The sequence below is a fragment of the Fretibacterium sp. OH1220_COT-178 genome, from assembly GCF_003860125.1.
Lineage (GTDB): Bacteria > Synergistota > Synergistia > Synergistales > Aminobacteriaceae > CAJPSE01.
The window spans coordinates 1-13,699 of the sequence record NZ_RQYL01000031.1 but is presented as its reverse complement, the minus strand read 5'-3'; the positions used below and the strand labels follow the sequence as shown (position 1 = coordinate 13,699).

Annotated in this window: 12 protein-coding genes and 1 pseudogene; 5 read left to right on the top strand and 8 right to left on the bottom strand. The window is 63.6% G+C overall.

Going from position 1 to position 13,699, the window contains the following annotated elements; translation table 11 throughout:
- The first annotated feature begins 51 nt into the window (after positions 1-51).
- Together EII26_RS11400 and EII26_RS11395 are read left to right on the top strand one after the other, a co-directional pair.
- Positions 52-1,260: a pyridoxal phosphate-dependent aminotransferase gene (locus tag EII26_RS11400; protein WP_124889287.1), complete on the top strand. Its 1,209-nt coding sequence runs from the start codon at positions 52-54 to the stop codon at positions 1,258-1,260.
- Positions 1,261-1,353: 93 nt separating this feature from the next.
- On the top strand, positions 1,354-2,052 hold the full coding sequence (locus EII26_RS11395) for a DUF554 domain-containing protein (RefSeq protein ID WP_124889286.1): 699 nt from the start codon (positions 1,354-1,356) through the stop codon (positions 2,050-2,052).
- Positions 2,053-2,131: 79 nt separating this feature from the next.
- Here the strand turns inward: EII26_RS11395 and EII26_RS11390 are convergent, their stop codons facing one another.
- From EII26_RS11390 to EII26_RS11360, 7 genes are all read right to left on the bottom strand, one after another.
- Positions 2,132-5,215: an efflux RND transporter permease subunit gene (locus EII26_RS11390; protein WP_124889285.1), complete on the bottom strand. Its 3,084-nt coding sequence runs from the start codon at positions 5,213-5,215 to the stop codon at positions 2,132-2,134.
- A 15-nt stretch (positions 5,216-5,230) separates the two neighbouring features.
- Positions 5,231-6,334 (bottom strand): efflux RND transporter periplasmic adaptor subunit, encoded by a 1,104-nt coding sequence (locus EII26_RS11385; RefSeq protein ID WP_124889284.1) that lies wholly within the window; start codon positions 6,332-6,334, stop codon positions 5,231-5,233.
- Between the two features lie 40 nt (positions 6,335-6,374).
- A complete protein-coding gene (locus tag EII26_RS11380; protein WP_158612299.1) occupies positions 6,375-7,010 on the bottom strand; it encodes a TetR/AcrR family transcriptional regulator in 636 nt (211 codons plus the stop codon).
- A 207-nt stretch (positions 7,011-7,217) separates the two neighbouring features.
- Positions 7,218-8,363: a UDP-4-amino-4,6-dideoxy-N-acetyl-beta-L-altrosamine transaminase gene (pseC, locus tag EII26_RS11375; protein ID WP_124889282.1), complete on the bottom strand. Its 1,146-nt coding sequence runs from the start codon at positions 8,361-8,363 to the stop codon at positions 7,218-7,220.
- Between the two features lie 92 nt (positions 8,364-8,455).
- The gene (locus EII26_RS11370; protein ID WP_124889281.1) at positions 8,456-9,769 is read right to left on the bottom strand and encodes a Na+/H+ antiporter NhaC family protein; all 1,314 of its coding nucleotides are present in this window, start codon (positions 9,767-9,769) and stop codon (positions 8,456-8,458) included.
- Between the two features lie 92 nt (positions 9,770-9,861).
- Positions 9,862-10,509 (bottom strand): cyclase family protein, encoded by a 648-nt coding sequence (locus EII26_RS11365; protein WP_233572729.1) that lies wholly within the window; start codon positions 10,507-10,509, stop codon positions 9,862-9,864.
- Positions 10,510-10,590: 81 nt separating this feature from the next.
- Positions 10,591-11,160, bottom strand: coding sequence for a DNA-3-methyladenine glycosylase I (locus EII26_RS11360; protein ID WP_124889279.1), 570 nt, complete (start codon positions 11,158-11,160; stop codon positions 10,591-10,593).
- A 572-nt stretch (positions 11,161-11,732) separates the two neighbouring features.
- Here EII26_RS11360 and EII26_RS11355 point away from each other — a divergent pair.
- The 3 genes from EII26_RS11355 to EII26_RS11345 are packed head-to-tail and all read left to right on the top strand — an operon-like array spanning position 11,733 to position 13,568.
- Positions 11,733-12,785: a hypothetical protein gene (locus EII26_RS11355; RefSeq protein WP_124889278.1), complete on the top strand. Its 1,053-nt coding sequence runs from the start codon at positions 11,733-11,735 to the stop codon at positions 12,783-12,785.
- A gap of 48 nt (positions 12,786-12,833) precedes the next feature.
- Complete coding sequence (locus EII26_RS11350; RefSeq protein ID WP_124889277.1) at positions 12,834-13,262, top strand: hypothetical protein; 429 nt, start codon at positions 12,834-12,836, stop codon at positions 13,260-13,262.
- 54 nt (positions 13,263-13,316) lie between these two features.
- A complete protein-coding gene (locus EII26_RS11345) occupies positions 13,317-13,568 on the top strand; it encodes a hypothetical protein (RefSeq protein ID WP_124889276.1) in 252 nt (83 codons plus the stop codon).
- A 38-nt stretch (positions 13,569-13,606) separates the two neighbouring features.
- On the opposite strand, the pseudogene EII26_RS11340 reads toward EII26_RS11345, so the two are convergent.
- Positions 13,607-13,699 (bottom strand): annotated as a pseudogene (locus EII26_RS11340) (IS5/IS1182 family transposase); the annotation flags it as partial.

Here is a 13,699-nt window from a genome sequence, read left to right as displayed (position 1 = left end):
CCGGAAGGGCCGGCTGAGATTCGTTCCAAAAACCAAGGAGGTTGTATGAACATGCATTTTTCGGATCGCATCAAGGCTATGCAGACTTCGCCCATTCGTCGGCTCATCCCCTTCTCCGACGAGGCCAAGGCCAAGGGGAAAAAGGTGTTCCACCTCAACATCGGCCAGCCGGACATCAAGACGCCGGACGAGTATTTCGAGGCCGTCAGGAACTTCAAGGTGGAGACCGTCGCCTACGCGACCTCGCAGGGCAACAACGACCTTCGCGACGCCGTGAGCGCCTACTACAACTCCTGGGATATTCCCTACGAACGCAACGACATCTACGTCACCAACGGCGGCAGCGAGGCGCTCTGGTTCGCCGTCATGACCATCTGCGACCCCGGCGACGAGCTGCTGGTCCCGGAGCCCTTCTACGCGAACTACAATGCGTTCGCCCAGTCCGCTCTGGCGAAACTCGTGCCGATCCCCACGAGGGCCGAGGAGGGCTTCCACCTTCCCCCCGCGGCCGTTATCGAGAAGCTCATCACACCGCGCACCCGGGCGATCTGGATCTCCAACCCCGGCAACCCCACGGGGGCCGTCTACACCCCGGCGGAGCTGGAGATGTTGGCCGGGCTCGCCAAAAAACACGATCTCTACCTGATCGGCGACGAGGTCTACCGCGAGTTCACCTACGACGGCGAAAAGTTCACCAGTCTGGGACACATGAAGGACGTTCTGGATCGAGTGATCATGGTCGACTCGGTCTCCAAGCGTTTCAGCGCTTGCGGGGCGCGCATCGGCACCATCGCGATCAAGAACAAGGAATTCATGGGGCAGGTGCTCAAACTTTGCCAGGGGCGCCTTTGCGTCTCCACGCTGGAGCAGGTCGGCGCCACCGGGCTCTACAAGACTTCCAAGAAGTATCTGGAGGACGTGAACAAGGAGTACAAGGCACGGCGGGACACCCTCTACAAGGCCCTGAAGTCGATCGACGGGGTGGTCTGCGAGGAGCCCAAGGGCGCGTTCTACGTCATGGTCAAGGCCCCCGTGGACGACGCCGAGAAGTTCATCATCTGGATGCTCCAGAACTTCGACATCAACGGCGAGACGATGATGGCCGCCCCCGGAAACGGCTTCTACGCCGCTCCCGACCGCGGCAGGGACGAGATGCGCCTGGCCTACGTCCTGAAGAACGACGACCTGATCAAGGCCACGAACATCCTCAAGAATGCGATCGCCGCTTATCCGGGACGTATCGAGGCCATCAAGGCCTGATCCCCGGACAGATCGGAGCCGACCTTTCCGAACCGGCAGGCCACAAGGGGCTTGCCGGTTCTTCGATTGCAGCAAGGAGGCTGTTTTTACAATATGGAATTCCTGAATCACATCCCCGCGGGCGGGACGCTGTTCAATTCTCTGGCCGTCGTCGGCGGCTCCGCCGTCGGCCTGCTCGCAGGGAGCTTCTTCCCGGAACGGGTACAGCACAGCATCTTTCAGTGCCTCGGCTTGTTCTGTCTGTACATGGGCATCGACATGGCGCTCAGGATGCAGGATGTCCTCTGCGTCCTGCTGAGCTTCGTCCTGGGGACCACCGCAGGAGAATTGATGGACCTGGACGCCCTGCTTTCCAGGGCGGGCGACAAACTGAGGTCGAAACTGCGCATCGGCTCCGATTCCTTCACCGAGGGGTTCGTCACGGCCACCCTGCTCTTCTGCGTCGGTTCGATGGCCATCCTCGGAGCGATCGAGAACGGCGTTCGCAACAATCCGGGGCTCCTCGTCACCAAGGGGATCATGGACGGCATCGCGTCCCTCTTCCTGGCCGCTTCGCTCGGCATCGGCGTGCTCTTTTCCGGCCTGTCCATTCTGCTCTATCAGGGGATCCTGACGTTTCTCGCCGGGTCGCTCCAAGCGCTCATCACCCCCGCAATGCTCGACAACCTTTCGGGACTGGGCGGACTGATGATCGCGGCCATCGGCCTGGGGCTCCTGAGAATCGTGGAGTTCAGGACGGCCAACATGCTCCCGGGGCTGCTCCTGGTCATACTCTTCTCCGCCTTGCTCTAGCCCTTCTCCGGCAAACCGGACCATGACAAAAGGCCCCTCGGATTGGCTCATCCGAGGGGCCTTACATGCCATGACCGCCCTACGCCCCGAGGGACGCGGCCCTGGTCCTCTCCCGCCTCCGTTCCCGCCACAGGCGAACCGCCCAACAGATGCGATACGCGGCGGGGACGGACAGAAGCGCCAGCATTCCCCCCGCGATCAGCCCGCCAACGGCAACGACCGCGATGGGCGCGCGCATCTCCGATCCGCGCCCGGACGAGAGCATCAGCGGCAGCAGGGAGACCACGGAGGTCACGACGGCCATGACCAGGGATTTGAAGCGCACCTTGCAGGCCGTCTCGATGGCCTCGTAGGGGTGCTTGCCCTCCATCCTCAGCACCTCGGCATAGTCCACGACGACGATGGCGTTGTTGACCACCATCCCCACCAGCATGATCATGCCGATCAGGGAGAAGATGGATATGCTGACGCCCGCCAGCAGCATGGCGGGGACGACTCCGATCATCGCCATGGGCACCGTGAACAGGATGACCGCGGCATAGAGCCAGGACTCCATGATCGCCGCCACGACGATGTAGGTCACGACGATGGAGATGACCATCGTACGAATGAGCTCGGCGAACTCCTCGGCCATATCCTCGGCCTCGCCGCCGAAGGAGATGGTATAGCCCGGGGGCAGCTCCATGCGGGAGACGACCTCCCTCATCCTGGCGTTGCCCTCGCCCGTCGTGATGTAGCGCACGTTGCCGGAAACGACGACGGTACGCTGACGTTCGATGCGGCGAATCTCCGTCGGCGCATCGCTCCAGGCCACGTCGGCCATCTCGTCCAGGGGAACCAGTCCGTAGCGGGTCATGATCGGCAGCTCCTGCACGCTGTAGATATCCCCGGCCTTCTCTCGATTCAGCCGGGCTTTGATGTCGTATTCGAAACCGTCCTGACGGAATTTGCCCGCATCCCGTCCGATCAGATAGCCCCGGATGATCCCGGCCAGGTCCGAGATGTTAAGCCCCAGCGGTGTCAGGCGCCAGCGGATGGGAAGCACCTGGAGCTCCGGCTTGCCCATCTCCGTCTCGATGGTCAGGTCCCGGACCCCGGGGACCTCCCGTCCGCGGCTGCGGATCTCCTCCGCCAGGGAGTAGAGGGTCGTCAGGTCCTCCCCCTTGATGTGAATTTCTATCGGGGAACCGAACCCCTTGCGCGTCGCGGAGGTCGCCGTCTCCACGCCCTCCAGGGTCGCCAGGAAGGGCCGTATCTTGTCGGCCACGATCTGGGTTGCGGGACGTTCGGGGTCCTCCTTGAGGTAGACGGTGACCGACGCCTTGTAGAGCCCGCTGCTGCGTCCCGACCCTCCGACCGTGGACACCACGTCGCGAATGTAAGGCTTCTCCTCCATGGACGCGATGAAATCCTCCACGCGCCGCACCACGCCCTCCGTCTTCTCCAGGGAGGCGTTGTTGTCCAGGGTCAGGTCGATGGTGATGGAGCCGTCGTCCGTCACCGGGAGAAACTGCGACCCGATCAGCCCTCCGAGCCTGGCCGAGCCGTAAGTCATCAGGATGGTCAAAAGCATCGTGATCACGGGATGCCGCATCGCGCCGCGGAGCAGGAACAGAAAGAGGTCCTGAAACCCCTCGAAAAGCCAGTTCCACCACCCCGTCAGGATCCGGCTGGGAAGGGACGGTTCCGAGCTCCCGGGGCGGATGCGAGCCGCCAGACAGGGCGTTACGGACATCGTGACCCACAGGGAGAAGAGTGTGGCGTACACGATCGTCACCGCATAGGGCTTCAGGAACTGCCCGGAGATCGTGGACATCAGGGCCACGGGCATGAAGACCCCGAGGTTCGTCAGGACACCCGCCAGGACGGAGACTGAGATCTCCACCGTGCCCTCCTCGGCCGCCTCGAAGGGCGCGTAGCCCATATCCCGATAGCGGTAGATGTTCTGGATGATCAGGATGGAGTTCATGACGAGGGTTCCCATGGAGAGCGCCAGCCCCAGCGTACTCATCAGGTTCAGGCTGTAGCCGTGCATCTGCATGGGGACGAAGGTCGCCATGAAGGCCACGGGCATGGACACGGCGACGATGAAGGTGGCCGACAGACGCCCCAGAAAAAGATAGATGACCAGGGCCGTCAGCAGGATTCCCACGCCCGTGTCCCGGATGACGTTCTTGACCGAGGTCTCGATGAACTGCGTGTCGTCGTAGGTGTAGTTCATCGAGAAATCCGGCAGCACGTTCATGGCCTCGGCCAACGACTTCTTGATCGCACGTCCCGCCTTGACGACGTCGGCGTTCGCACGCGGACTGATCCGCATCTGGACGACCGCGCGTCCATTGGCCCGGGCTATGGAACGCACGTCCTCCTCGCCGTCCACGACCTCGCCCAAAAGGGAGAGGGGCACGGGCTGCCCGTCCGAGGTCGGCACGAGGATGTTCTCCAGCTGCTCCACCTCGTTGAACTCGCCCATCAGGCGCAGAGAGACCTCGTCGTTCCTCTGGGTGACGTACCCCGAGGGGCTCGTCTGATTGTTCGCCGCCACCACGGCGCATATCTGCTGATAGGTCACCCCATAGTCGCTCAGAGCCGCAGGGTCCAGCACGATCTGGATCTGCCGGTCCCGTCCGCCCACCACGTCCACCTGCCCCACGCCGTCCACCCGTGCCACGATCGGCTTGATGCGGTCGTCGATAAACTTCTTGGCCTCCTTCTCCGGTAGGTCCGAGGTGAAGGAGACGATCAGGAAGGGCTGCGCGTTGATGTCGAACTTGGTCGACACGGGCTCGTCCGCGTCCCGGGGCAGGTCGGCGATCTTGGCCTTGACCTTGTTGTTGACGTCCACCAGGGCCAGATCCGGGTTGACCCCCGACCGCATTTCGACGGCCAGCATCGAGATACCGTCCAGGGAATAGCTGTTGATGCTCTTGAGCCCCTCCAGATCGGAGAGCGCGTCCTCGAGCGGTTTGGAGATCAGCTGCTCGATCTCGTTGGGTCCGGCCCCCGTATACATCGTCCGGACCAGAACGAACGGCAGCTCCACACTGGGGTAGAGCGTGACCCCCAGGCTGAAGTAGCTGCTCGCCCCCAGCAGAAGCCAGATGACCACCGAACATCCGGTGAAGACCGGACGCCGAATGCAGAATCGGATAAACCCCCTCATCGTTCGGCCTCGTCCTCAGTACTGTCGGTCTTCGCCGAAGTCGAGGTTCTTGGCGATCGACACCCCGTCGTAAAGGTTGCGGTTTCCGCTGACGATCAGCTCGTCCCCAGCCTCGAGGCCGGAGGTCACGACGACCTTGCCGTCCCGGCCCGTCCCCGTGACGACCTCCACGCTCCGTGCCACGTCGCCGGAGGCCACGTAGACCGACTGCGCATTGCCCCTGTAAACCACGACGTCCGAGGGGATGACGATGACGTTATCCTTTTTCTCCACCAGAAAACGCCCCTCGACGTAGGTGCCCGGGAGTACGTTGGCATCCGATCCCAGGCCGACGACCACGGGATACAGGCCGGACCCCGTCTGAGCCTCCGGACTCACGCGCTTGACCCAGCCTGCGCTCCGCACGCCGTCGACGTAGATGTCCACGGAGGTCTGCTTGCCGATATTGAAGATGTCCTTCTTGGAGACCATCAGCTGCGCTTCCATATTGGAGGGATCGACGATGGAGATGAGGGGCCTGCCTATCTCCGCCACCTCGCCCGGCTCGACGTTCCGGGCGGAGACGATGCCGTTGAGGCTGGCCTTGAGCTCCGTCCTCTGGAGCGTGGACTGGGAGCCCTTCAAAAGCGCCTCCTCCGACTTCAATGCCGCGTAGGCCTTGTCCACCGCGGACTGCGAGACCCCTCCCTTTTTCTTGAGCTCGTTCAGGCGGTTGTAGTTCAAAAGGGCCTCGTCGTACCCCGTCCGCCTGGCCTGGGCCTTGGCTCCGCGGTCGGCGGTCAGCAGGGTGACCACCGTCTGCCCCGCCTTGACCTTGTCCCCGACCTGGACATGGACCGCCCGGACGATCTCTCGCTCGAAGGCCGTGACGTCCTGCGTACGCGCGGCCTTGCCCTGACCATAATAGCTTCGCCAGCTCTCCCAGGTCTGAGGCTTCAATATCACCGTGGTGACGGGGTAGCTGATCTTTTCGGCCGCCTCCAGGGACTTGAGGTTGGCCTCGCTCTGCGCCAATTTTCCGCGCACCTCGAACCCCACGATGACGACGGCCACCGCCAACAGGAGCACCCACAGCATGAACCTCAGTTTATTCAATCGCGACAAAAGTCGTTTCCACATGTACGATTCCTCCCCACGAAACAGACGGAACGGCGATCGGTCAAGGAGCCAGCATCCTTCGGCCCAGGTCCTGCACCGCCTCCATGAACCGACGGGCTCTCCGCCCCATCTCTTCTTCCGAAAGCGCCCCCGTAAAACACATGCCGTCGAACAGCTCAACGTTCAGCACCCTGCCGACGGCCCACATCAGGCGCTGAATCGCCATCACGCTCAGATCGTCCCGCACGACCCCAAGCTCCTGCCCCCTCCTCACCAAGCCGGCCAAAAAACGTATGGGGCGCTCGAAGGCCCTCCATAAAGGATCGTCGAAGTTCAGATCGCGCTCGCCCAGCATCATCAAAATACGCGCAAAAGAGGGATTCGCTATAAAGAAGGCCACCTCTCTCTGCCGGTACTCCCAGACGCCGTCCCAGTACGCCTCCCTCGTCTCGGGGAGACCGACGTCCTCCACCGCATCCAAAAAGCGCTCGCCGATCTCCTCGATGACCGTGCGGAGCAGCGAATCCTTGTTGTCGAAGTAGTAGTAGACCGACCCCTTGCTGAGCCCGGAGCGCTCGATGATACGGTTGTAGGAGGCTTTCTGCAGTCCGTGCTCGTTGAACTCCTCGATGGCGGCCTCGATCAGCCGTGTTCTTTTTTCGTCCTTCAGCCGTTCCTGCCTGACGATTCTCCCCACCCCTCTTCCTCCGACAAAATTCAGGGTTGACTCCGTGTTTATCGACACAATATCCGGTTCGACCGACCGGTCTAATTGCGATGACGGAATTATACCCTCTTTATGAAAAAAGGCAAGGGGACATTTTCGCTCCTCACAGCCGCAGGGCGGAGAAAAAAAAGGAGCGTCCCATGGGACAGCTCCTTTTTCAGAAAAATTTGTCGTCTCTCAACGCTCCAGAAATCCTCTGACGCAGTCCGCAACCCGCACCACATCGGCATCCTCCAGGAGCGGGAACATCGGCAGGGAGATTGCCTCGTGGTAGAAGCGCTCGGCCTCCGGAAAGTCGCCCCATCGGTAGCCGAACCGTTTCCGGTAGTACGGATGGTGCGGCACGGGAGAGTAGTGCACCTGGAGCCGGATATCGTTCTCCGCAAGGTGCGCGAAGAGCGGCCCGCGCTGCGCCGCCTCCACCCGGATGGGGAACAGGTGATAGGCGTGCCCCTCGTGTGCCGGCGGCAGGGCGAGCCCCGAAACGTCCGAGAGCAGGCGGCGGTAGAGCGCCGCGATCTCCCGACGGCGGCTCACGAAGGCGTCCAGGCGCCGCATCTGGCTGAGCCCCAGCGCGCAGCTCAGGTCCGTGAGGCGGTAGTTGTACCCCAGGCTCTGCATCTCGCAGTGCCAGGGCCCCTCGGGCTCCTCCTCGAAGTCAGAGGCGCTCCGGGTGATGCCGTGGCTGCGGAAGAGCCGGAGCGCCTGCGCGTATGCATCGCTCTGGGTGAGCACGGCCCCGCCCTCGGCGGTCGTGATGTGCTTCACGGGATGGAAGCTCAGGACGGTCATGTCGGCATCGAACCCGATCTTGCGCCCGCCCCGGTCGCCGCCCAGCGCATGGCAGGCGTCCTCTATGAGCACCGCCCCATGTTCGGCCGCCAGCTTTTTGAACGGCTCCATGGCGAACGGATACCCGGCGAAGCTGACGGGGGCGATGGCGCGGACGCGGCCCGGAAGCTCCTTCAGCTTCACCTCCGCCTTGACGGGGTCCAGACACAGGGTGGCGGGGTCGATGTCCGCAAATACGGGCTCCGCCCCCACGTAAAGCGCGGAGTTCGAGGTCGCCGCAAAGGTCATGGGCGTGGTCAGGAGCCGGTCTCCGGGGCCAAGCCCCGCGGCGGCCATGGCCCCGTGCAGCGCGGCCGTCCCGTTGACGAACGTCACCGCGTGCTTCACGCCGGCATAATCGGCCAGCGCCCGTTCGAAAGCGGCCACGGTCGGGCCCTGGGTCAGCCAGTCGCCCTTGAGCACCCTGACGACCTCGGCGATATCGTCGTCGTTGATCCACTGCCGCCCATAGGCCAAGGTTTTGTTCTTCACGTTCTGCCATCCTCCCCGATCAGGAACACGTACTTCAAGCACCGGACGCCGGCGCCGCTATTGTAACACCCGCCCCCGAACACTCCCAAGGGCTACAGACCTTTGAACCATCGCCGTTTGGTGAACGCGTAACAGAGCGGCAGCAGCCAGAGGTACGCGGCATAGGGAACGGCGTGGGCCGGGACGCCCAGCATCGCCAGCGGCACGGAGCACCCGATGCACCAGGGGACGAGCCCCGCCGTGACGACCGTCGAGTTCGCGATGTCCTGGGCCAGCTCCGACCGGGAAAGGCCTTTCCGCTCATAGGGATGCCGGACGACGTGGACCGTCATCATGATCCCGAGGGCCTGGGTGCAGAATACGGCATTCGCCAGCGTACCGATCGCGAACGTGACGGGGTAGGAGCCCCACCGGCCCATCAGCCCCGCGACGGATGCCTGAAGCCCCCCGATCATCCCCGTCCCGCCGAAGATCCCGGAGTAGGTACCGGAGATCGCCAGCACGGCGCAGATCCCGGCCATGGAGGCGAGCCCGCCGCCGTTGAAGACGGCTCGTGCGCTGCCCGCCGGAGCGTGAAGCCCCACCAGGGCACAGCGCAGCGCCTCACCGAGGGGCTGCCCCTGGAGGAGGAGCGTGCAGAGGAAGGCACAGGCGATGCTCGCCAGAAACGTGTGGAAGATCTTCACCTTGAGCGGCGGCAGGGCAAGCATGAGGACCGCGGGCAGGACGGCCCACGGACTCATGTTGAAATCCAGGTTCATGGAGGTGAGGGCGGGGTTCTCCGCACTGAGCATGGGGTTGTTCAGCGACAGGACGAGGTAGAAGCCCAGCGCGATCAGAAAGGGAACGAACGCCGTCCGCATCATGAGCCGAACGTTGTCGTAGAGCTCCGTTCCCGTCAGGGCGGCGACGAGGTTGGCGCAGGAGGACGCGGGCGACGCCCGGTCCCCGAAATAGATGCCCGACAGGATGGCGCCGCCCACCACAAGTTCGTTCACGCCGCCGCTGCGGGCCAGGGTCATCAGGGCCACGCCCAGGGTCCCCGCTGCCCCGAAGGACGTCCCGATGGCGTAGGAGAGCGCACACGACAGCAGAAAAGCCGCCAGGACGAACATCGATGGGGTGATGAGCTGCAGTCCCCAGGCCGTGAGGACGGCGAAGGTCCCCGCGCTCCGCCAAAGCCCCGTCAGGACGCCGATCGTCAGCATGACACGGATGACGATAAGGGACGCCCTCATCCCCTCCCAGGACATCCGAAGCAGCTCGGAGACCGCAAAGCCGCGACGGACCCCGACGCCCATAAAGCCCAAGAAGCCGGCGGAGAGCGCCCAAAGCATAGAAAAACCGCAGACCAGAGAAGCGATCATCGTCCCGGCGAAGACGACGAAGGCGGCCACGAGGTCCATTCGCTACCGCCTCACGCTTCCATCGGTCTTCGAGGCCGAAAGAGGCGTCCTCCAAGAGTTTCGAGTTTTCGACGGCACCATGGGGGACGCCGTCACCCGTTCCCCTCCAGCATGGCGACGGCCCGGACGGGAGCGCCGTCGGCGTCCCTGAATTGCAGGGGAAGCGCACAGAGGGTGAACGGTCCGCGCCCGATACGGCCCAGCCCCTTCAGGTTCTCGATCACCACCACCGCGCCGCCCGCGAGCAGCCTTTTGTGCCGCGTCAGATTCGCGTCCGCAATGGGATCGAGCCCTATCGTGTCGAGACCGATCCCCTTTTTCCCCGTCCGGAGGACGTAGTCGACGACCTCGAGGTCGATGCAGGGATAGTCTCCGAAGTAGGCGTCCTGCCCCCAGTAGCGGTCCCACCCGGTACGGAACAGGAGAAACTCCGCCCCGTCCGCAGCCTCGCGCTGCCTCTCGACGTGCGCCATCGTCATCGGCTGTCCCGCACGCAGCTCCGAACAGTCGACGACCACGGCGGAGCCGACGAACTGCGCGGCCGGAAAACGGTCCAGGGTCGTCCCGTCCGCGTACAGATGGGCCGGGGCATCCATGTGCGTCCCCGTGTGAGAGTACAGGGTCAGGAGGGTCTCCCGGAACCCGTCTTTTTCACAGGTGTTGGCCGTTTCGAGCCTTGGGCCCTCCGTACCGGGATACACCGGCATGCCCGGCTCGATCGGATGCGTCAGGTCGATCACTCTCAGTTTCGTTCACTCCCAAGCTATCGCAGTCTCCGCCGGAGGCCGTTCCGTTGCCCGGCGGTTTCGTCCTCCGTCCCCTTATCCGGCCCTCCGGAACGCGCAGGAGACCAGATGATCGTTGACCATGCCGACCGCCTGCATGAAGGCATAGACAATCGTCGGCCCAACGAAGCCGAACCCCAGCCGTTTCAGGTCCCGGCTGATCCGCTCCGAAAGGGGCGTCCTGGCCGGGACCTCGCACGCCTCGCGCCAGGCGTTGACCTGCGGCGTGAAGTCCACGTAGCGCCAAAGGAAGTCCTCCAGCGTGCCGTGCCGTTCCCTAAGGTTCAGGTAGGCCCTGGCGTTCTGCACCATGGCGCGGATCTTCAGCCGGTTGCGGATGATGCCCTCCGTCTCCATGAGCAGGGCGACCTTGCGCTCGTCGTACCCGACCATGACCTGAGGGTCGAAGTCGTCGAAGGCCATACGCAACGCGGCCATCTTGCGCAGGATGGTGACCCAGCTCAGCCCGGCCTGCATCCCCTCCAGGCAGAGCATCCCGAAGAGCCCCTGTTCGTCGTGCAGCGGCACGCCCCACACCCGATCGTGATACGCGCGCTCGATGGCGCTCTGCTCCGCCCACGGGCAGCGGATCGGTCCCGCGTTCATCCTCGTCCCTCCCTCTCGGCCCCGGCCGCACGACCTGGTGTCCCGCGCAGCGCCGCGGCATCCCCATATTTTGCATCGGCGCACCGAGGACGTGCAACCCCCCGACATGATACCAAATCCGTTTCAAGCGGAACGGCATCGCGTGACGAAAAACCGCCCGCGGGATCGCCTCCGCGACTCCTATGCCAATCCGACCTGTTCGGAACGGAGCAAAGGAGGCCAAGGACATCCCAAAGGTTCCCGTCTCCCGATTGCCATAGTGGGGGAACGCTGCATTTTTCCAATTCCTGGTCATTTCGCACGCGTGGTTTCGAAAAAACGGGCTCTCCCCCACCGACTACCGCCGGGGAACGCCAGCGTCCGGGGATCCAGGGCAAAAAAAGTCAATAATGGAACACCCCCTTTCGCTCTGACGTGATAACCTGAGAGCGGAACAAAGGTTCATTCCTCTCCGGCCCTTCATTCGGAGCGAAGTTTCCGCATCGAAGCCGGGAGGAGGTGTACCCGGAGGGAGCGGCGTGTCGGGACACGAACACGCCGCTCTGTGAGCGATGAGGAAGGAGGACGGGAACATGATCTCGGGCAGTAGGTTTTTATGCGCGGCCGCGCTGGCGGCGGCCTTGGCCCTGGCCCTCGCCAGCGGCGCCGTGTCGGCGACAAGTACCTGGAAAGGCGGCGATGGGAACTGGAGTGTGCCAGGCAACTGGGATGGTGGTATTCCGGCTGCGGGCGACAAGGCCGTAATCCCGAAAAACGTTGCGGTGCAGATGGATGTCAATGGCGCACAGGTCAATATTCTTGAGCTTGGAGACGACGTGACCTTGACGATCACATTCGGCAATAATTTGACCCTGAGCGCCGGCGGCAGCCTGCACGCCTTCGGCAACGCGACGGTGAAGGTCGTGCCTGACAATGGACTGAAGTTTGCCGCCAACAACGATATTGCCGTGGACGCCGGCAAGACGCTGTCGCTTGAGGGCGCCGGCTCTGCCCAAGGGGTTGCCGATGCGCTCACGCTCTCCGGCGGCGGCGCCGACGCCGACCTAGAGCTGGGACAGGACTCCTCCCTCGACCTGCGCGGCGACCTGACGCTTGGGGCGCTGAAGACGGAGGTTGGAGGTAAGGGAACGATCGCCGTCGCTGCGAGCAAGACGCTCACCCTGAAGAACGGCGCCGATACCGACATCGAGCTTCCGGTGACGGGGCACCTCAAGCTCGAGCCCACCGCAGGCGCCAAGGTCGCTTTGAACAAGAAGGCCCAAACGGTCACCTTCAAAGGAAATGCCGCTGTGCCTCTCCTGGCGCTTTGCAGCGCCGAGGGGCTGGGCGAGCTCCGGCTCGAAGGGGGCAACCCCGACGAGGTCACGATCCGGCCGGAGGCAGACATGACGGTCGGCGTCCTGAGCTGCTCCAAGCTCAAGGAATGTGCCCTTGATTTCGACGGCGTTAAAAGGGCCCTGACGGTCGGTTCCCTGAATCCCGATGACGGGGCCGAGATCGATATCGATAACGGACCGGGAGCGCTGAAGATCGGCACGGTCTCCGCACCGGGGGACTGGGGCCTCTCTCTGGAAGCAGTAGAGCTGGATCTGCCCGGTGGAAACCACAAGGGGCTGGCACTGTAGGTCGAGGGGGACTCGCCCCTGAAGGTCCCCGCCGCCACGTCCGAGCCTGTGCTGACGCTGAAGAAGGCGGAGGTCGACGCCGGAAAGAAGCTGACGTTCAGGCTACCGGACACCTGGCACCGCCCCCTGAAGGCGGGAGAGACGATCGACCTGCTCAAGGCTCTGGATGCCGCGCCCGGCGCCGGAACGATCGAGGCCGACCTCACCTTTCTTCCCGGGGCGACGGCCCAATTCGACAACGCGGCGAAGACACTTCGGCTCACGCTGAAAGGGGAGCCCAATGTTCCTCAGCCTCCTCAGCCGACACCCTTCGTCGATGCGGGGAGCTGGACCAAGGAGACCGTCACCGACGCGTCGGGCAACCGGGCAGCCGTGATCGGGGTGAAACTGAACCTCCCCGCCGCTCCGACGTCCGTCGACATTACGGTCAGCAGGATGGACAAGCCCTCGCTCGAGCTTTTCGACGAGGTGGGCTGAGGTCTCCTCTCCGGCCCGTCGAGGTCGACCGCAACAAAGGACTGCACCCTGCGCATGAGGGGCGCGGTACCCCACTCCGGCTTCGACCCCGAGGCAGCGATCGAGAAGATCACCGTCACGCTCCCGGGCAACAAGGTCCTTGCCCAAACCGTGAACAAGAAGCTGAGGGACATCCCCGAGAAGCCCGGAAACGATGACGTTCCGGGCGGGGACAAGAAATCGTCGGGCGGAGGCGGATGCGACGCGGTGGGCGGCGTACTGGCACTGGCCCTCGCAGCAACGTTCCTGGCAAGGAGGAGAGCGTAGTCACGGACAGGCACAGCTAGTCCCTCTAGATAGTGTCGTCACAAGATGTTAGCCCAAAGAGCAATGCAGCGAATTTGTACCGCGGCAACAAAGGATGCGGCATTTTTTGCATACCGTGTAGCAATACCCCG

Bases quoted from the DNA above. Each gene is read 5' to 3' on its own strand.
- EII26_RS11400 (WP_124889287.1), top strand. From the start codon at position 52: ATGCATTTTTCGGATCGCATCAAGGCTATGCAGACTTCGCCCATTCGT.
- EII26_RS11395 (WP_124889286.1), top strand. From the start codon at position 1,354: ATGGAATTCCTGAATCACATCCCCGCGGGCGGGACGCTGTTCAATTCT.
- EII26_RS11390 (WP_124889285.1), bottom strand. From the start codon at position 5,215: ATGAGGGGGTTTATCCGATTCTGCATTCGGCGTCCGGTCTTCACCGGA.
- EII26_RS11385 (WP_124889284.1), bottom strand. From the start codon at position 6,334: ATGTGGAAACGACTTTTGTCGCGATTGAATAAACTGAGGTTCATGCTG.
- EII26_RS11370 (WP_124889281.1), bottom strand. From the start codon at position 9,769: ATGGACCTCGTGGCCGCCTTCGTCGTCTTCGCCGGGACGATGATCGCT.
- EII26_RS11360 (WP_124889279.1), bottom strand. From the start codon at position 11,160: ATGAACGCGGGACCGATCCGCTGCCCGTGGGCGGAGCAGAGCGCCATC.
- EII26_RS11355 (WP_124889278.1), top strand. From the start codon at position 11,733: ATGATCTCGGGCAGTAGGTTTTTATGCGCGGCCGCGCTGGCGGCGGCC.
- EII26_RS11345 (WP_124889276.1), top strand. From the start codon at position 13,317: ATGAGGGGCGCGGTACCCCACTCCGGCTTCGACCCCGAGGCAGCGATC.